Raw genomic sequence first — 19,037 nt, forward strand, 5'->3', positions numbered from 1 at the left:
GGCACAGCAAGGGGGAGCAAGCTCCCCCTTCAGTTTTTACCGGACACTAGTGACGCAGAGCGTGGGAACGATCATCAGACCTTACAGCTCTACAACGACAGCTTGAGAAGCACGGGTCGCTTTGGCGCGGGCGGCCTCGATCGACTCGTCACGGGCCAAGGCAACGCCCATGCGGCGCTGACCGTTGACTTCCGGCTTGCCGAACAGACGCAGCGCCGTATCCGGCTCGGCCAGTGCGGCACCCAGGTTGGCGAAAGCGGTTTGGGTCGACTGCCCTTCCACCAGAATCACTGCCGACGCCGATGGGCCGAACTGACGGATCAACGGGATCGGCAAGCCGAGAATCGCCCGTGCATGCAAGGCGAACTGCGACAGGTCCTGAGAAATCAGGGTCACCAGACCGGTGTCGTGCGGGCGCGGAGAAACTTCGCTGAACCACACCTGATCACCCTTGATGAACAACTCAACGCCAAACAGACCACGGCCACCCAGGGCTTCGGTCACGGCTTTGGCCACGCGCTCGGATTCCGCCAGCGCAATCGGGCTCATCGCTTGCGGCTGCCAGGATTCCTGATAGTCGCCCTTCTCCTGACGATGGCCGACCGGCGCACAGAACGTGGTGCCACCGATGTGGCGAACAGTGAGCAAAGTGATTTCGTAGTCGAAGTCGATGAAGCCTTCGATGATCACTCGACCTTTACCGGCACGACCACCTTCCTGCGCGTAATCCCAGGCTTTCTGCACGTCATCGACGCTGCGCAGCAGGCTCTGGCCTTTGCCCGAGGAACTCATGACTGGCTTGACCACACACGGGAAACCCAGGTCGTCGACCGCCTTGCGGTAGTCTTCGAAGGTATCGGCGAAGTGGTACGGCGAAGTCGGCAGGTCCAGCTCTTCAGCAGCCAGACGACGGATGCCTTCACGGTTCATGGTCAGCTGCGCGGCGCGAGCGGTCGGGATCACGGTGAAGCCTTCGGCTTCCAGCTCGACCAGCGTGGCGGTGGCAATGGCTTCGATTTCCGGCACGATGAAATGCGGTTTCTCGGCTTCGATCACTGCACGCAGGGCGGCGCCGTCGAGCATGTTGATCACGTGGCTGCGATGCGCCACCTGCATCGCCGGCGCGTTGGCGTAACGATCCACGGCAATCACTTCAACGCCCAGGCGTTGCAGCTCGATCACCACTTCCTTGCCCAACTCACCACAGCCACACAGCAAAACGCGGGTCGCGGTTGGCGACAATGGAGTTCCGATACGAGTCATCTCAGGTCCTCAAAGGAGCGGATCATCGAGGGTCGCTACGCCAGGCGCACTTCCCTCAGGGAGAAAGCGCGGCATTTTACATGAACCTGAAGGTTTGGCTCAGCTTGCCAGCGCGTTCTTGCGCAAACGCCAGGCCATGGCCAGCCAGACGATGCTTACACCGGCGAATTTCGAGCCCAGGGCGGTGAGGATCACGCCCGGCGTCAGGGCATCGATCATGCCGAAGAAGATGAAGGTATCCAGCGGAATGCTCAGCGCCGAACTTATCCACAGACGGTCGTGCAACGGACGCTTGGTAATGCTGAATACCAGCCAGTCAATGCACTCCGAAACGGCAAAGGCAATGGCGCTGGCCAGGGCGATGGAGGGATCGGAGGTGATATAGGACAACGTCAGCGCCGCCAGCATCGCGGCTAACGCGCCGTGACCGAAACGGGTTTGCACCATGTCGCGCAGCACGAACACCAGGCCACTCCAGGCCGACCAGATGATGTCCAGGTGCGGGGCGGTGGAAAAGGCGTAGTTGATCAGCACGACGCTGCCGATGTAAGCGATCAGGAAGAACATGGCGCGCGGGGATACCTGTCAATTTTGTGCACAGGGTACTTTAGGCAAAGAATTCGGCCAAGTTCAGCACATGAGGTGTACACATCACCTGTGGCGAGGGGGCTTGCCCCGCTCGGTTGCGCAGCAGCCGCAAAATCAGTAAATGCGGTGTGCCTGACAGAGCGCGGTTGCAAGTTTTTGCGCCGCTTCGCAACGCAACGGGGGCAAGCCCCCTCGCCACAAAAGCCCCGGACTCAGGAGTTGGACTTAGAAGGCAACATCCAGAGAAGCCCACTCGATTTCGCCCGCTCATGACACAACCCCAACACCTTGCGGCGTTCGTCGTTGTCCATGCGGCTCCAGCGGGTAATCTCGTCCACCGTGCGTTGGCAGCCGGTACAGATATCGTCCTCATCCAGTGCACAAATGTTCACGCACGGTGAGCGTACGGGTTTTTCGGTGGCGTTCATTCTTCCTGCTCGACCAGATCGCGGGCATAGCGCTGCGAGTTATGCACATAGTGGGCGGCGCTGGCTTCGAGCATTTTCTTCTGTGGCTCGGTCAGTTCACGTACTACTTTGCCCGGCGAGCCCATGACCAGCGAACCGTCAGGGATTTCCTTGCCTTCGCCGATCAGCGAATTGGCGCCGATGATGCAGTTCTTGCCGATTTTCGCGCCGTTGAGGATCACCGCGTTGATGCCGATCAGGCTGTAATCGCCCACCGTGCAGCCGTGCAACATGGCGTTATGACCGATGGTCACGCCGGTGCCGATGGTCAGCGGGTAGCCCATGTCGGTGTGCATCACCGTGCCATCCTGCACATTGCTGTTCTTGCCGATCAGGATCAGCTCGTTGTCACCGCGCAACACCGCGTTGAACCAGACGTTGGCACCCTCTTCCAGTTTGACCTTGCCTACCAGCACGGCGTTAGGTGCGACCCAGCTCTGCGGGTGGGTTTCGACGCGGGCGTCGCCCAGGCGGTATTTCATTTTATTGTCCTCAAGGCCAGGCAGGCTCACTTGAAAAAAGCAGGGTTCACGCCATACGCGCGATGGTTTCAAATATTGATAAAGTTTTTCGGCGGTTGATGCAGGCTGATCTGCGCGTCATAGAGCAGGTTGATCAGCTCGACGATCATGATCGCGGTCAGGCCCCAGATTTTGTATTCGCCGAAACGGTAGCTCGGCACATACCAGCTGCGACCCTGATAATCGATGCGGTGCGTGTGTTCACGCGGATCCTTGCGGAAGAACTCCAGCGGTACGCTGAACACGGCGGCAATTTCGGCATCGTTGGCCCGGTACTCGACGAAGTCTGGAATCACCCCGACATAAGGCGTGACCTTGATCCCATGCAGGGAGATCAACGGACTCAACGGGCCGATGACTTCCACCAAGCCGGGTGGCAGGCCGATTTCTTCTTCGGCTTCACGCAATGCGGTGAAAATCAGGTCCGGGTCTTCCGGATCGCGTCGCCCGCCGGGGAAGGCCACTTCACCGCCGTGGGTCGAGAGCCCGCTGGCACGCAGGGTCAGAACCAGCTCCGGTTCATCACTGCGGGTGATCGGCACCAGGACCGCGGCCTCTGGAAAACGCAGGTCGGTTTCCAGCGTGCGCGGCGTGTGGTTGCTTACCCGATGCAGTAGCTCATCCAGCATGAGTGATCTCGATATGTTCACTATCTTGCATCATGCACCAAACACATCGGCCGCCCAACCCCCTGAATCATGGCATGTCGCTAAACGACAACTTGCCGACAGACACCACCGCACGCCAAGATAGGTGCAGCATTTTCGGAAGCCCAGCATGAAATTCTGCAGCCAGTGCGGTAACCCGGTCACCCAACGCATTCCCGAAGGCGACTCGCGCCTGCGATACGTCTGCGACCAGTGCCAGACCATTCATTATCAGAACCCGAATATTGTCGCCGGCTGCCTGCCAATCTGGGGTACTCAGGTGTTGTTATGCCGACGCGCCATCGAGCCGCGTCGCGGTTATTGGACCTTACCGGCCGGCTTCATGGAAAACGGTGAAACCATCGAACAGGCAGCCATTCGCGAAACCGCCGAAGAAGCGTGTGCACGGGTGCGCAACCTGAACATCTATACGCTGATCGATGTGCCGCACATCAGCCAGGTGCACGTGTTCTTTCGCGCTGAACTGACGGACCTGGACTTTGCCGCGGGCGAAGAAAGCCTGGAAGTGAAACTTTTCGAAGAAGCTGACATCCCGTGGTCGGAGCTGGCTTTCCGCACGGTCGGCCGTACCCTAGAATGTTTCTATGCAGACCGTCGGGTAGAGAATTTCCCGGTACGCTCCGAATCCATTCCTCCGCTTGCTCAGCCTGCGATCACTTAAACTATAAAAGTACGCCGTACTCTCAGGGATATCGTTTTAATGCGCTGGTTGCTTGCCGTTTTCTGCCTGTCGTTTGTCATGGTTTCCCACGCTGCCACCACGGAGACCCTGGACGGCAAAATCATCGAAAAAGTGTTGGTGCTCAAATCTGCCCATCAGTTGCAGTTGATCAATGATGGCAAGCCACTGCGGACCTATCGCATCTCGCTGGGCAAAAACCCCAAGGGCCCGAAACTGATGGAGGGTGATCGACGCACGCCTGAAGGTTTGTATTGGCTGGACTGGCGCAAGGTCAGCGACCGCTTCAACCTGGCCATGCACATTTCCTACCCGAACATCAGCGATTCCGTCCGTTCGCGCCGCGAGGGTGTGCAGCCCGGTGGCATGATCATGATCCATGGCACCCCGGACACTGAAGAAAACCCTGAGGAGCTGTTCCACACCCTGGACTGGACTGACGGCTGTATTGGCATGCGCAACGTCGACATGCGCGAAGTCTGGGGTCTGGTCAAAGACGGCACGATGATCGAAATCCGCCCATAGTCCTCAAACACTCCAATACCTGTGGCGAGGGGGCTTGCCCCCGTTGCGCTGCGAAGCAGTGCTAAAACCTGCGACCCTGCTCCATCTGGCTTACCGCGCGTGCTGACTTTACGGCTGCTACGCAGCCGAGCGGTGGCAAGCCCCCTCGCCACAAAAGCCTACCGACCGCGTGACTTTCAGCCGTAATCAAAAATAAATAAAAAAATCGCAGCCCTCGTACGCACCAAGGTTGAATACCACTTCACACCACGGGCACCGTCGCAGACTACGATTTCTACCACTCCATCCCCCTCCCCTAATACCACTTAAAACCCAATACCGCCGCCCCCTCCAGCGCAGCGCTTATTCGCTCGTCCCGAGCAGACCACTGGCGTTGACATGGTATTTAAGTGGTATTAGTTTTGCGCCATAACCGGGGCAACAACACTCCACTCTCCCCATCGGACCTACACCCATGAACCACATCCTGGCCCTGCGCCCTGACGACACCCAGCCAACGCCGCTGTACCTGCAACTGGCGCGCAACCTGGAAGCAGCGATCCATGCCGGCCAGTGGAAAGCCGAGCAGGCATTGCCGTCGGAACGCAACCTCAGCGAAATGCTGAACATCTCCCGCGTGACCGCCCGCAAGGCACTGGAAGTGCTGTTCGAACAAGGTCTGATCCGTCGCAGCCAAGGCTCCGGCACCTTCATCACTCCGCGCCTCGAACAACCGCTGTCTCGGCTGTCCGGATTCAGCGAGATGCTCCGCCTCAAAGGTTTCGTGCCGAGTTCGCAATGGCTGGAGCGGGAAATCACCCAGCCGACCCACGAAGAACTGATCCGCCTCGCGCTCTCGCCCTACGACAAAGTCGCGCGCCTCAAGCGTTTGCGTAAAGCCGACGACACCGTGATGGCCATCGAGATGAGCACCCTGCCGGCGTCGATCATTGCCCAGCCGCAAGCGGTCGGGGATTCGCTTTACGAATACCTCGACGGTATCGGCAAACCGGTAGTGCGTGCCCTGCAACACATTCAGGCGATCAACGCCTCGGACGAATTCGCCACGCTGGTCGGCATCGCCCCCGGCACCGCCATGCTGCTGATGACCCGGGTCGGTTACCTCGAAGACAACACCCCGATCGAAGTCACCGACACCTATTGCCGCAACGACTACTACGACTTTGTCGCAGAGCTTCGACGCTGAGCCCTGTGTCACGACGCCGGAGAACCACTGATGTCCGAAGACAACATCCTCACCCCCCAAGGCTGGATCCGCGGCCGGTTGATCCATGAACACGGCAAGATCGTGCGCATCGAAGGTCAGCTATGCGACCCGGCAGACAACGAGCTGCCTTACCTGCTGCCGGGTTTCATCGACCTGCACGTTCACGGCGGGGGCGGCAAGGACATCATGGAAGGCACACCCGCCTTCGACACCATCACCAAAACCCACGTGCGTTTCGGCACCACCTCGCTGCTGGCCACCACCATGACCGCGCCACCGGAAGAAATTTCCCGGGTGCTGGCCGAGGTCGGCGAGTTCTACGAACAGCGCCCGAAAGGCTGCGCCCGGGTACTCGGCGTGCACCTCGAAGGACCGTACATCAACCCTGGAAAACTCGGTGCGCAACCGAACTTTGCCCACACCGCGCTGATGGCCGAAGTCGAAGCCTACCTGGCACTGGCGCCGATCCGGGTGATCACCATTGCCCCGGAAATCGCCGGTCACGACAAACTGATTCGCGCCCTCAGCGACCGTGGCATTCGCATGCAGATCGGCCACACCCTGGGCAGCTACGAAGAAGGCGTCGCGGCGCTTGAGGCCGGCGCCAGCAGTTTCACCCACCTCTACAACGCCATGAGCCCGCTGCATCACCGCGAACCGGGAATCGTCGGCGCGGCACTGGCCCACGCCAAGTACGCCGAGTTGATTCCCGACCTGCTGCACGTACATCCCGGCGCAATCCGCGTGGCCCTGCGTTCGATCCCATGCCTGTATTGCGTCACCGATTCCACTGCCGCCGCCGGCATGCCGGACGGCGAATACAAGCTCGGCAGCCACACCGTGACCAAATGCCTGGGCGGCGTGCGCCTGCCCGACGGCACATTGGCCGGCAGCACCCTGACCATGGATCAGGCCCTGCGCAACCTGGTGAAGATCGGCCTGCCACTGGCCGAGGCCTCGCAACGTCTTTCGCAATTCCCCGCCGACTACCTCGGCATCCAGGAACGCGGCCGCCTGCAACCCGGCGCCTGGGCTGACTGCGTGCGCCTGGATCGCTCACTGACACTGACCGCCGTAACGGTCGAAGGAGAAGACATTGACTTCAAAAATGCTTGAAGAGGCGCTGTCCTCGTACACGGCCGTCGACGCTCAGTTGCAGCAACTGGATCCGCAGATGATCGAGATCGCCGGGCGCTTGAACCGTCAGCCGCCGCAAGTGGCGATGACGGTTGCACGCGGCAGTTCCGATCACGCCGCGAGCTACTTCGCCTACCTGACCATGCAGCACGTCGGTATTGCGGTGGCATCGCTGCCGATGTCGGTGGTGACCCTGCAGCAAGCGCCGCTGAAAGTCAGCGGTCAGGCGGTATTCGCGTTCTCGCAGTCCGGGCAAAGTCCGGATCTGGTCAACAGCCTGCGTCTGCTGCGCAAACGGGGCGCCCTGAGCATTTCGATGGTCAACGCCGAGAACTCGCCACTGGAAGCCGCCTGTGAATTCAGCCTGCCGCTGTGTGCCGGCCTTGAGCGCAGCGTCGCCGCGACCAAAAGCTTTATCGCCACCCTCAGCGCCAGTGCGCGGCTGATCGCCCACTGGAAACAGGATGCCGAGTTGCTGCAAGCCGGCCTCGCGCTGCCAGAAGAATTGCGCGACGCCGCGACGCAGGACTGGAGCCTGGCGGTCGACGTACTGCGTGACTGCCAACGCTTGATGGTCATCGGCCGTGGTGCCGGGTTTGCGATTGCTCAGGAAGCGGCACTGAAACTCAAGGAAACCTCGGCGATCCAGGCCGAAGCCTTCAGCAGCGCCGAAGTCAAACACGGGCCAATGGCACTCATCGACGACAACTACCCCCTGCTGGTGTTCGCCCCACGCGGCGCCGAACAGGCCGGCCTGCTGAGCCTCGCCGCCGAGATGCGTCAACGCGGTGCCCGCGTGTTACTGGCCGCGCCGGATGACATCAGCGAACGCGACCTGACGCTGAGCCGCGCCGAGCATCCGGCACTGGACCCGATTCTCGCCATCCAGAGTTTTTACGTCATGGCGGCCGGCCTCGCAGTCGCCCGCGGCATGGACCCGGACCAGCCGCGTCACTTGAGCAAAGTGACCCGCACCCACTAACACGCCCGAATCGAGTACCGAGCCATGCATAACAACAATAAAGACCTGACCCTCAGCGCCCCGCTCAGCGGCCCGGTGCTCACGCTTGCCAAGGTTCCGGACCCGGTGTTCGCCAGCGGCGCCATGGGTGACGGGATCGCCATCGACCCGCTGAACAACACCCTGCACGCACCGTGTGCCGGGGTGGTGGTGCATGTCGCCCGCACCGGCCATGCCGTGACCCTGCGCGCCGACAATGGCGCCGAACTGCTGCTGCACCTGGGCCTGGACACCGTCGAGCTGCAAGGCAAAGGGTTCTCGATGCTGGTCACGGAAGGCACCCGCGTCAGCAATGGCCAGGCACTGCTGCGCTTTGATCTGGACCAGGTCGCACAAGGCTGCAAAAGCCTGGTCAGCCTGTTGATCCTGACCAACAGCGAAGACTTCCAGGTGCTGCCGATCACCCTCAAATCGGTCAAGGTCGGCGAGCCGTTGCTGCACATCGTGCCAAGAACCACCCACAGCGCACAGGCCGAGGCGGACAGCTCGGGTGCTGAGGTTCACGGGCACATTCGCATCATCCATCGTGGCGGTCTGCATGCACGGCCAGCGGCGCTGATCCGCCAGACTGCGCACCTGTTCAACAGTAAATCGCAGCTGCATTTCGCCGGTAAATCGGCGTCGTGCGACAGCCTGATCGGGCTGATGGGCCTGGGGATTGGCGAGCAGGACGAGGTCCAAGTCAGTTGCAAGGGCGCGGACGCCAAGGCGGCGTTGCAAGCGTTGTTGAACGCCTTGTCCACGGCGGTCAACGACGACAGCCACGCGGCCGCACCGACACCGATTACCCAGCGTACCCGCACCGCCGAAGCCGGCGTACTCAATGGTGTTTGTGCAGCGCCGGGCCTGGTCGGCGGCCCGCTGTTCCAACTGGCGGCCATCCCTCTACCGGAAGACACCGGCAAGCATAACGCCGAAGAACAACTGCAAGCCCTCGACCGTGCGCTGGAACAGGTTCGCAGCGAAATCCGCGAAACCCTGTCCCACTCCAAAAAGCACAAACACACCGAAGAGGAACAGATTTTCGCCGCCCACCTGGCGCTGCTCGAAGACCCGGCGCTGCTTGAAGCGGCCATCCAGTCGATCGATCAGGGCAGCGCCGCCACCCACGCCTGGAGCCAGTCAATCGAGGTGCAGTGCGAGGTGTTGCAACAGCTCGGCAACCCGCTGCTGGCCGAACGCGCCAACGACCTGCGCGACCTCAAGCAACGGGTGCTGCGCGCCTTGCTCGGTCAGGATTGGCACTACGACGTGCCGGCCGGCGCTATCGTCGCCGCGCACGAACTGACCCCTTCCGACTTGCTGCAATTGAGCCAGCAAGGCGTCGCCGGGCTGTGCATGGCCGAAGGTGGCGCGACCTCCCATGTGGCGATTCTCGCCCGTGGCAAAGGCCTGCCGTGCCTGGTTGCGCTCGGCTCCTCACTGCTCCATCAACCGCAAGGCCAGTCGGTGGTGCTGGATGCCGACGGCGGACGCCTGGAACTGACACCCAACAGCCAACGCCTGGAGCACGTCGCCCAGGCCCAGCATGAACACCTGCAACGCCGCGAACGCCAACAAGCGCAAGCCCACAACCCGGCACACACCCGCGATGGCCTGCGGATCGAAGTCGCGGCCAACGTGGCCTCCAGCAGCGAGGCGGCTGATGCGTTGAAAGGTGGCGCCGATGGTGTTGGCCTGCTGCGCACCGAGTTTCTGTTCGTCGATCGCCAGACTGCACCGGATGAACAGGAACAGCGCCAGGCCTATCAAGCGGTGCTGGATGCCATGGGCGACAAGTCGGTGATCATCCGCACCATTGACGTCGGCGGCGACAAGCAACTCGACTACCTGCCCCTGCCGGCCGAAGCCAACCCGGTGCTCGGCCTGCGCGGTATCCGCATGGCCCAGGTACGCCCGGAACTGCTCGACCAACAATTGCGTGCGCTGCTGCACGTCAGCCCGTTGCAGCGCTGCCGGATTTTGCTGCCGATGGTCACCGAGGTCGACGAATTGCTCTACATCCGCCAACGCCTCGATGCCTTGTGCGCCGAGCTTGCACTCACGCAGCGTCCTGAACTGGGGGTGATGATCGAAGTCCCGGCCGCGGCGCTGCTCTCCGAGCAATTGGCGGAACACGCGGACTTCCTGTCCATCGGCACCAACGACCTGTCCCAATACACCCTGGCCATGGACCGCGACCACGCCGGTCTCGCCGCACGGGTCGATGCCTTGCACCCCGCGCTGCTGCGGCTGATCGCCCAGACCTGCATCGGTGCCGCCAGGCATCAGCGTTGGGTCGGCGTTTGCGGTGCACTGGCCTCCGATCCGCTGGCGACCCCGGTGCTGATTGGCCTGGGTATCAGCGAGCTGTCCGTCAGCCCGCCGCAAGTCGGTGAAATCAAAGAGCGTGTCCGCCAACTGGACGCCGCCGACTGCCGACGCTTCAGCGCCACCCTGCTCAACCTGAGCAGCGCCACGGCGGTGCGTCACGCCTGTCATCAACATTGGCCTCTGAGCTGAACAACAACAGCTACTAGAACAACAAAAACACAGGGAGAAACGCCATGTACCAACTCTTCATCGAAGGCTTGCAGCGCCTCGGACGGGCGCTGATGCTGCCCATCGCGATCCTGCCGATTGCCGGCCTGTTGCTGCGTCTGGGCGACACCGACTTGCTGAACATCGCGATCATCCACGACGCCGGGCAAGTGATCTTCGCCAATCTGGCATTGATCTTCGCCATCGGCATCGCAGTCGGGTTCGCCCGGGACAACAACGGCACCGCCGGGCTGGCCGGGGCGATTGGTTACCTGGTGATGGTCTCGACGCTCAAGGTGCTGGATACGAGCATCAACATGGGCATGCTCGCCGGGATCATCAGCGGCTTGATGGCCGGTGCGCTGTACAACCGCTTCAAGGACATCAAGCTGCCGGAATACCTGGCGTTCTTCGGTGGCCGGCGCTTCGTGCCGATTGTCACCGGGTTCAGCGCCGTCGGCCTGGGCGTGATCTTCGGTTTGATCTGGCCACCGATCCAGCACGGCATCAACAGCTTCGGCCAACTGCTGCTGGAAAGCGGCAGCATCGGCGCCTTCGTCTTCGGCGTGTTCAACCGCTTGCTGATCATCACCGGCCTGCACCACATCCTCAACAACATGGCGTGGTTCATCTTCGGCAGCTTCACCGACCCGACCACCGGCGCCATCGTCACCGGCGACCTGGCGCGCTATTTTGCCGGCGACCCGAAGGGCGGCCAGTTCATGACCGGGATGTTCCCGATGATGATCTTCGGCTTGCCCGCCGCGTGCCTGGCGATGTACCGCAACGCCCTGCCGGAACGCCGCAAAGTCATGGGCGGGATCTTCCTGTCGATGGCCCTGACCTCGTTCCTGACGGGCGTCACCGAGCCGATCGAATTCGCCTTCATGTTCCTCGCACCGCTGCTGTATCTATTGCACGCGCTGCTGACCGGCATGGCGATGGCCATCACCAATGCGCTGAACATCCATTTGGGCTTCACCTTCTCCGGTGGCGCCATCGACATGGCACTGGGCTGGGGCAAGTCCACCAACGGCTGGCTGGTGTTCCCGGTGGGCCTGGCGTACGCGGTGGTCTACTACGTTGTGTTCGATTTCTGCATCCGCCGCTTCAACCTGAAAACCCCGGGACGCGAAGATGTCGTTGTTGGTGAAAAAACGGTATTGAGCGAAAACCAGCGGGCCGGGGCGTACATCCAAGCCTTGGGCGGCGCTGACAACCTGATCACCATCGGCGCCTGCACCACACGGTTGCGGCTGGAAATGGTCGACCGCAACAAAGCCTCCGACAGCGAATTGAAAGCCCTCGGCGCCATGGCCGTGGTGCGCCCCGGCAAGGGCGGCAGCTTGCAAGTAGTGGTCGGGCCGCTGGCCGACAGCATTGCCGATGAAATTCGCCAGGCCATGCCAACGGAGGGTGCTGCAGTGGTAGCGGCTGCTGTGGTGGTCGAAGAAACTCCAAAAGCAGGACCTGTGGAGACACCAGAAGCGCAGAAATGGCTGAACGCCGTGGGTGGCAGCGACAACGTGCTGCAACTGGATTGCGTGGCCATGACCCGGATTCGCCTGCAACTGGCGGACGGTAAAGCGCTGTCGGAGTGTCAGCTCAAGGACTTGGGTTGCCAGGGTGTGAGCGCACTGGACGGTGGCGTGTGGCACCTGTTGATTGGTGACAAGGCGTTGAGTTTGAGTGAGGCGCTGGAGGGGTTGGTGAATCGCAGTGAGGTGAGTGCGAAGGTTTAGCACCTTAAAAGATCGCAGCCTGCGGCAGCGCCTACATTAGGGGAGTGTGGTTAATGCAGGAGCTGCCGCAGGCTGCGAGCCTTTCGATGCAATTCAAAACTGCTGACTGTTTCCGGTTCAGCGGTTTTTTCATTTCGCCTTACTGAGGCGGAACTACCGAAAAAGACCAGACGTTAGATGTATTCCCACTGCTTAACGCATTAAGCTGATGTTCTCCAGCATACAATGACACCGTCATACTCCACATACGATTGGAGTTCGCATAGCCTGTTTGGATTACGTAGAAGCTATCTTTCAAGGTTACGCTCACTCCCGCTTCAGCCGTCCCAGAGACAGTAAATTTTGGCCCCTTGCCCTTGCCACCATTCGGAATTGCAGTACCGTCCGCATCGACAACCTTAGTTATCGCCACTAATTGTTTCGACTCTGAAGTCATGATGATGCTCCTTGTGGATGACTCGGATTTAAGGGTTATCAAACCTGAGCCATACACATGCAGCTACTGTCATAGTTGACAGGTAGGCACGCGTTTCAGACCAACGGCAGGGCCTGCCTTTTCCCGAATAAAAAACCGCTGATCGTTACTGGCTCAGCGGTTTTTGTATTTGTTAGCCGGCAGAACATGAGTCAGCTTTTTACTCATCAGTCCTCCACAATCAAAAACCAAACTTTAGTCTCCGTTTGGTGCTCGAATTTGATCTCAATCTCCTGCCCACCCGACATATTAAAATTTAACGCTGATGGCCCCCACTTCTCGGATTCTGGCTCAGTAACGCTGTATCTCAGCTTTCCATTAACAAACACCGTGACCTCCATTCCTGATTTCGTCGTCCCCTCAAACGTCACTAATCCCTTCTTTATCCGGTCGCGGTCCGGAATCGGCTGACCGTTGGAATCAAAAATCTGAAATGTATTCGTTACTTCATGCTCTGTAGTCATGGCGGTGCTTCCTTTCGAAAGTGCGGTTATGAATGTTGATCACACCTGATCCACCCACCGCCCACAACTGTCAGAAATAACAGGTAGCCATGTGAATCAGACCAGCGGTAAAGTCTGACTCTCTCCCAATACAAAAAACCGCTGACCGTTTCCGGTTCAGCGGTTTTTTGTTTTGCGCCGCATGAATGACCTGCTGCGCCGCTATTCCTTGACGTAAAACTGGTCCGACTCCGAAGGGTTGTAGTCATTCAGCGCCTTGTCCACCAACAACAGAGCGCCATCGACCATCCGGCAAATCGCCAACGCCACGCTGCGTCGCGAACCTTCGATCTCGAATGCCAGGTCGGCGGCCATCACCTTGACCGAGGCCAGATCTTCCGAGGCATTGGCCAACAGGCTTTCGAGGCCCACGTCGGGTGAAACGCTGAATAAGCGGTCTGAGCGCAAGTCGCTGAAGCGCAGTTTGGCGAGCGTGGGTTTCAGGTAATGATCGAGGGCGCGGTGGGCGGCGTCGTGGAGCTTTTTTGAATCGAGGGATTCGTAGGGGGAGACGTCGTCGTGTTCTGGGGGGACGGAGTTGTCGTTGATCATTGTGGAGCTCCTGAGAAAAATTGGAGCGACCGGCATCAGTTGTAGATGCGGCGCCTGTAGCGCCTAACAAATTATCGGCGGGCTTGCAGTCCCGGTCGCTGAATTGGCGGCGACGTTCAAAGGCTAGAGGCCGTGCTTCCGAGGAGCAACCTTAAAGACTTGTCAGAGATTTCTGCCATGTCTGACACACCGTCATCGCGGGCAAGCCTTGCTCCTACAGTCATTCCCCACATTCAGTGTCCACTCGTGAAGCGGAACGCGGAGCGTCCCTGGCGGCATTCCCACGCAGAGCGTGGGAACGATCAGCTTCTGAAGCCGCACACGCCCCAACCACTCAGGCCGGCTGTCAGGCCGCCGTGCTATTGCTGTTGATCTTGATCCACCCGCCCCTTCGGTAGGCCGAGTGGAGGTGTTCATCAGGGGGTGGGCGCGCAGCGCCGTACGGCGCAGCCGGACACATCGAGAGGAGGTCGTCGCGCAGCAGACCGTAGGCGATGCCCCCTGATGAATGCCGGAGCGAGGGGACGCCGAGCCTAGGCGAGGTGCCGTACGCTTGGGGCGAAGCGTTTTGCTTACTTTTTGGCGTCTGAAAAAGTGAGGCGCCGTAAGGGCGAAACCCTAAGTGGCCGTTACCGCAGGAATGGATATGTACACCTGCAAGAGATTGGTCGGCTGTCAGGCCGCCTTCGCGAGCAAGCCCGCTCCCACAGTTTTGATTGGTGTATATCTGCGAAAGACAGGTCGGCTGTCAGGCCGCCATCGCAGGCAGCCAGCTCCCACAGTTGAACAAGTACATCAAAATCCCGGGCAATAAAAAACCCGCTGAAAACACTTCAGCGGGTTTCTCATTTCAACGGCGGGAAAATCAGAAATCTTCCAACCGCCATACCTCGTAAGCCGGCGTCTCATAGGGATGACTCTGCTTCAGAGCCGCCACCACAGAACCAATCAACTCATCACTGACCACCAGCTCAACCTTCCATTCCTCAACCTGCTCGACCAGCCCCGCCTGCCCGATAAACGGCTGACTGCCATCCAACGGACGAAACTGACCCAACCCAAGCACCTGCCACGAACAGTGGTCATAAGCACCGATCCGCCCACCACCGGCAGCGAACACAGCCCCCTTGACCACCTCAACATGGCTCTGAGGAACAAAAAAACCGAGCTTGTACACAGCGCTTAGTTCACCCACACACGAGCGTTACGGAACATACGCATCCACGGCGCGTCTTCGTTCCACTCTTCCGAGCGCCACGAGTTCTGCACGGCGCGGAACACCCGCTCCGGGTGCGGCATCATGATGGTTACGCGACCGTCACGGCTGGTCAAACCGGTGATCCCGCGCGGCGAACCGTTCGGGTTGGCCGGATAGCGCTCGGTAACCTTGCCGTGGTTGTCGACGAAACGCATCGCCACGCAACCCGACAGATCGGCTTGCAGCAACGCTTCTTCGCTGGCGAACTCGGCATGACCTTCACCGTGAGCGATGGCGATTGGCATACGCGAACCGGCCATGCCCTGCAGGAAGATCGAGTTCGACTCCTGAACCTGAACCATCGCCACACGCGCTTCGAACTGCTCGGAACGGTTACGCACGAAGTGCGGCCAGAACTCGCTGCCCGGGATCAGCTCGTGCAGGTTGGACATCATCTGGCAACCGTTGCACACGCCGAGGGTGAAGCTGTCGGTACGTTCGAAGAAGCCCTGGAACGCATCGCGAGCACGGCTGTTGAACAGCGCCGATTTCGCCCAGCCTTCACCGGCACCCAGTACATCACCGTAGGAGAAGCCACCGCACGCCACCAGACCTTTGAACTCGTTCAGGTCGACACGGCCCGCGAGGATGTCGCTCATGTGCACGTCGATCGCATTGAAACCGGCGCGATCGAACGCGGCCGCCATTTCCACCTGACCGTTGACGCCCTGCTCACGCAGTACGGCAACCTGTGGGCGAATGCCTTTCTTGATGTAAGGCGCGGCAACGTCCTGGTTCACGTCATAGCTCAGCTTGACGCTCAGGCCCGGGTTATCTTCTTCCAGCAGCACGTCGAACTCTTGTTCGGCGCAGTCGGCGTTGTCCCGCAGACGCTGGATCTGGTAGCTGGTTTCAGCCCACTGACGTTGCAGCAGACCACGCTGACCTTCGAACACGGTGTCGCCGTTGAAAGTGATGCTGATTTCGCTGTTGTTCATCGGCTGACCGATCACCGACACGCAGTCACCCAGGCCCGCTGCGCTGAACTGCGCAAGGATGTCCGGCGTTGCGTCCTGGCGAACCTGGATCACCGCACCGAGTTCTTCGTTGAACAGGATCGCGGCGATGTCGGCCGAGGTTTCCGCCAGACCGTCGAGGTTCAGGCTCAGACCGCAGTGGCCGGCGAAGGCCATTTCCACCACGCTGGTCAGCAGACCACCGTCGGAACGGTCGTGGTAAGCCAGCAGGTGACCGTCGGCGTTGAGGCCCTGGATCACCGCGAAGAAGGCTTTCAGGTCTTCGGCGTCATCGACGTCCGGTGCCTGCTTGCCGAGCTTGCCGTGAACCTGCGCGAGGATCGAAGCACCCATGCGGTTCTGGCCACGACCCAGGTCGATCAGGATCAGGTCGGTAGTGCCTTTGTCCATGCGCAGTTGCGGGGTCAGGGTCTGACGGATGTCAGTCACTGGCGCGAAACCGGTCACGATCAGGGACATTGGCGAAGTCACAGTCTTGTCGACGCCTTCGTCGTTCCAGCGCGTGGCCATGGACATCGAGTCCTTGCCCACCGGAATGGTAATGCCCAGCTCCGGGCACAGTTCCATGCCGACTGCTTTGACGGTGTCGTACAGACGCGCGTCTTCGCCCGGGTGACCGGCAGCCGACATCCAGTTCGCCGACAGTTTGATGTCGGAGATCTTGCCGATGCGCGAGGCAGCGATGTTGGTCAGGGTTTCGCCGATGGCCATGCGGCCCGACGCCGGAGCGTCCAGCAGTGCCAGCGGAGTACGCTCGCCCATGGCCATCGCTTCACCGGTGTAGACGTCGAAGCTGGTAGCGGTGACGGCAACGTCAGCCACTGGAACCTGCCACGGGCCAACCATCTGATCACGGGCAACAAGGCCGGTGATGGTGCGGTCGCCGATGGTGATCAGGAAGCTTTTGCTGGCCACGGCCGGGTGATGCAGAACGCGCTCGACGCAGTCGGCAATCGCCAGGGTCGATGGATCGAAATCATCGCCCAGTTCGGTTTCGCGAACAGCCGAACGGTGCATGCGCGGGGCTTTGCCCAGCAGCACTTCGAGTGGCATATCCACCGGGCTGTTGCCGAAGTGGCTGTCGGTGACAGTCAGTTGCGGCTCGGCAGTGGCCTCGCCGACGACGGCGAACGGGCAACGCTCACGTTCGCAGATTGCCTTGAAGCGCTCGAAGTCGGCCGGGCCGACCGCCAGGACGTAGCGTTCCTGGGATTCGTTGCTCCAGATTTCGTGCGGGGCCATGCCCGGCTCGTCGTTTGGAATATTGCGCAGTTCGAAGCGGCCACCACGGTCGCCGTCGTTGACCAGTTCCGGGAAGGCGTTGGACAGACCGCCCGCGCCGACGTCGTGGATAAAGCTGATCGGGTTGCGGTCACCCAACTGCCAGCAACGGTCGATGACTTCCTGGCAACGGCGTTCCATTTCCGGGTTTTCGCGTTGTACCGAAGCAAAGTCCAGGTCGGCCGAGCTGGTGCCGGTGGCCATGGAGGAAGCCGCGCCGCCGCCCAGACCGATCAGCATCGCCGGGCCGCCCAGTACGATCAGCTTGGAGCCAACGAGGATTTCGCCTTTCTGTACGTGTTCGGCGCGAATGTTGCCCATGCCGCCAGCCAACATGATCGGCTTGTGATAACCGCGCACTTCATCGCCACGCGGGGTGGTGATGGATTGTTCGAAGGTACGGAAATAACCGGTCAGCGCCGGACGGCCGAATTCGTTGTTGAATGCAGCGCCGCCCAATGGGCCTTCGATCATGATGTCCAGCGCGGTAACGATGCGCTCAGGCTTGCCGTACGGCACTTCCCACGGCTGTTCGAAGCCCGGGATTTGCAAGTTGGACACGGTGAAACCGGTCAGGCCAGCCTTTGGCTTGGCGCCGCGACCGGTCGCGCCTTCGTCGCGGATCTCGCCACCGGAACCGGTGGATGCGCCCGGGAACGGGGCAATTGCGGTCGGGTGGTTGTGCGTCTCGACTTTCATCAGGATGTGTACCGGCTCCTGCACCGCGCCGTACTGGCGGGTTTCAGGATCCGGGAAGAAACGGCCGGCCACGCTGCCGACGATCACCGAAGCGTTGTCCTTGTAAGCCGACAGAACGCCTTCGCTGTGCATCACGTAGGTGTTCTTGATCATGCCGAACAGGCTTTTTTCCTGGCTCTCGCCGTCAATGTCCCAACTGGCGTTGAAGATCTTGTGACGACAGTGCTCGGAGTTCGCCTGGGCGAACATCATCAGCTCGATGTCGTGCGGGTTGCGCTTCAAGCCAATAAAGGCGTTGACCAGGTAGTCGATCTCGTCCTCCGCCAGGGCCAGGCCCAGCTCGACGTTAGCGGTTTCCAGTGCAGCGCGACCGCCACCCAGAACGTCGATCGCCGTCAACGGCTTCGGTTCGGAGTGACTGAACAGGCCAGCCGCCTGTTCGAGGTTTTCCAGCACGATCTGGGTCATGCGGTCGTGCAGACCGTCGGCGATCAGCTGTGCTTGTGCGTCGGTGAATTCACCGGTCACGTAGAAAGCGATACCGCGCTCCAGGCGCTGGATTTTCGCCAGGCCACAGTTGCGGGCGATATCACTGGCCTTGCTCGACCATGGCGAGATGGTGCCGAAACGCGGCAACACCAGGAACAGACGGCCGGTCGGCTCTTGTACCGGAACGCTAGGACCGTACTTCAGAAGGCGCGCTAGCACCTGCTGTTCGTCGCCGGTCAGGACGCCGGTGACTTCGGCGAAGTGAGCGAATTCAGCATACAAGCCACTGACAGCCGGAACCTTCTGGCTCAGTTGCTCAAGGAGTTTGCTGTGGCGAAAGGCAGAAAGGGCAGGAGCGCCGCGCAGGATCAACATCTTCGGGACAGCCTCGGGAAGGGGGTGTGCTTTGAGGCCGTGCATTCTAGCCTAAACCGCCCGCGACAGCACCCGAAACGCTACACCCGG

17 protein-coding genes are annotated in these 19,037 nt (G+C 60.6%); 7 read left to right on the plus strand and 10 right to left on the minus strand.

Annotation, left to right across the window (positions count from 1 at the left end; all coding sequences use genetic code 11):
• Positions 1-81: 81 nt before the first annotated feature.
• The 5 genes from purT to BK658_RS27785 form a co-directional block, all read right to left on the minus strand.
• On the minus strand, positions 82-1,263 hold the full coding sequence (purT, locus tag BK658_RS27765) for a formate-dependent phosphoribosylglycinamide formyltransferase (RefSeq protein ID WP_123585096.1): 1,182 nt from the start codon (positions 1,261-1,263) through the stop codon (positions 82-84).
• 99 nt (positions 1,264-1,362) lie between these two features.
• Positions 1,363-1,830, minus strand: coding sequence for a preQ0 transporter (locus BK658_RS27770; RefSeq protein WP_123585097.1), 468 nt, complete (start codon positions 1,828-1,830; stop codon positions 1,363-1,365).
• A gap of 233 nt (positions 1,831-2,063) precedes the next feature.
• Positions 2,064-2,279 (minus strand): DUF1289 domain-containing protein, encoded by a 216-nt coding sequence (locus BK658_RS27775; protein WP_123585098.1) that lies wholly within the window; start codon positions 2,277-2,279, stop codon positions 2,064-2,066.
• A complete protein-coding gene (locus BK658_RS27780) occupies positions 2,276-2,800 on the minus strand; it encodes a gamma carbonic anhydrase family protein (RefSeq protein WP_007954617.1) in 525 nt (174 codons plus the stop codon). The genes BK658_RS27775 and BK658_RS27780 overlap by 4 nt, the downstream gene beginning before the upstream one ends.
• A 68-nt stretch (positions 2,801-2,868) precedes the next feature.
• Entirely contained in the window at positions 2,869-3,468 is a 600-nt protein-coding gene (locus BK658_RS27785; RefSeq protein ID WP_054593858.1) for a CoA pyrophosphatase, read from the minus strand.
• A 148-nt stretch (positions 3,469-3,616) separates the two neighbouring features.
• Between BK658_RS27785 and BK658_RS27790 the strand changes: the two genes are divergently transcribed.
• From BK658_RS27790 to nagE, 7 genes are all read left to right on the plus strand, one after another.
• On the plus strand, positions 3,617-4,168 hold the full coding sequence (locus BK658_RS27790) for an NUDIX hydrolase (protein WP_123585099.1): 552 nt from the start codon (positions 3,617-3,619) through the stop codon (positions 4,166-4,168).
• A 39-nt stretch (positions 4,169-4,207) separates the two neighbouring features.
• Positions 4,208-4,711: a L,D-transpeptidase family protein gene (locus BK658_RS27795; RefSeq protein ID WP_123585100.1), complete on the plus strand. Its 504-nt coding sequence runs from the start codon at positions 4,208-4,210 to the stop codon at positions 4,709-4,711.
• A 454-nt stretch (positions 4,712-5,165) separates the two neighbouring features.
• Positions 5,166-5,897, plus strand: coding sequence for a GntR family transcriptional regulator (locus tag BK658_RS27800; RefSeq protein WP_123585101.1), 732 nt, complete (start codon positions 5,166-5,168; stop codon positions 5,895-5,897).
• 30 nt (positions 5,898-5,927) lie between these two features.
• Complete coding sequence (nagA, locus tag BK658_RS27805) at positions 5,928-7,034, plus strand: N-acetylglucosamine-6-phosphate deacetylase (protein WP_123585102.1); 1,107 nt, start codon at positions 5,928-5,930, stop codon at positions 7,032-7,034.
• Positions 7,027-8,037 (plus strand): SIS domain-containing protein, encoded by a 1,011-nt coding sequence (locus BK658_RS27810; RefSeq protein ID WP_404943206.1) that lies wholly within the window; start codon positions 7,027-7,029, stop codon positions 8,035-8,037. Before nagA ends, BK658_RS27810 begins: the two co-directional genes overlap by 8 nt.
• Positions 8,038-8,061: 24 nt before the next feature.
• On the plus strand, positions 8,062-10,578 hold the full coding sequence (gene ptsP, locus BK658_RS27815; protein WP_123585104.1) for a phosphoenolpyruvate--protein phosphotransferase: 2,517 nt from the start codon (positions 8,062-8,064) through the stop codon (positions 10,576-10,578).
• A 44-nt stretch (positions 10,579-10,622) separates the two neighbouring features.
• Entirely contained in the window at positions 10,623-12,338 is a 1,716-nt protein-coding gene (gene nagE / locus BK658_RS27820) for an N-acetylglucosamine-specific PTS transporter subunit IIBC (protein WP_123585105.1), read from the plus strand.
• A 139-nt stretch (positions 12,339-12,477) separates the two neighbouring features.
• On the opposite strand, the gene BK658_RS27825 is transcribed toward nagE, so the two are convergent.
• The 5 genes from BK658_RS27825 to purL form a co-directional block, all read right to left on the minus strand.
• Entirely contained in the window at positions 12,478-12,774 is a 297-nt protein-coding gene (locus BK658_RS27825) for a hypothetical protein (protein WP_123585106.1), read from the minus strand.
• A 206-nt stretch (positions 12,775-12,980) separates the two neighbouring features.
• Complete coding sequence (locus BK658_RS27830) at positions 12,981-13,277, minus strand: hypothetical protein (RefSeq protein WP_123585107.1); 297 nt, start codon at positions 13,275-13,277, stop codon at positions 12,981-12,983.
• A 201-nt stretch (positions 13,278-13,478) separates the two neighbouring features.
• Entirely contained in the window at positions 13,479-13,868 is a 390-nt protein-coding gene (locus BK658_RS27835) for a DUF6124 family protein (protein WP_123585108.1), read from the minus strand.
• An 865-nt stretch (positions 13,869-14,733) separates the two neighbouring features.
• Positions 14,734-15,045, minus strand: coding sequence for a YqfO family protein (locus tag BK658_RS27840; RefSeq protein ID WP_123585109.1), 312 nt, complete (start codon positions 15,043-15,045; stop codon positions 14,734-14,736).
• Positions 15,046-15,050: 5 nt separating this feature from the next.
• A complete protein-coding gene (gene purL / locus BK658_RS27845; protein WP_123585110.1) occupies positions 15,051-18,947 on the minus strand; it encodes a phosphoribosylformylglycinamidine synthase in 3,897 nt (1,298 codons plus the stop codon).
• Positions 18,948-19,037 lie beyond the last annotated feature (90 nt).

It is taken from the genome of Pseudomonas brassicacearum, from assembly GCF_003732175.1.
GTDB lineage: Bacteria > Pseudomonadota > Gammaproteobacteria > Pseudomonadales > Pseudomonadaceae > Aquipseudomonas > Aquipseudomonas brassicacearum_G.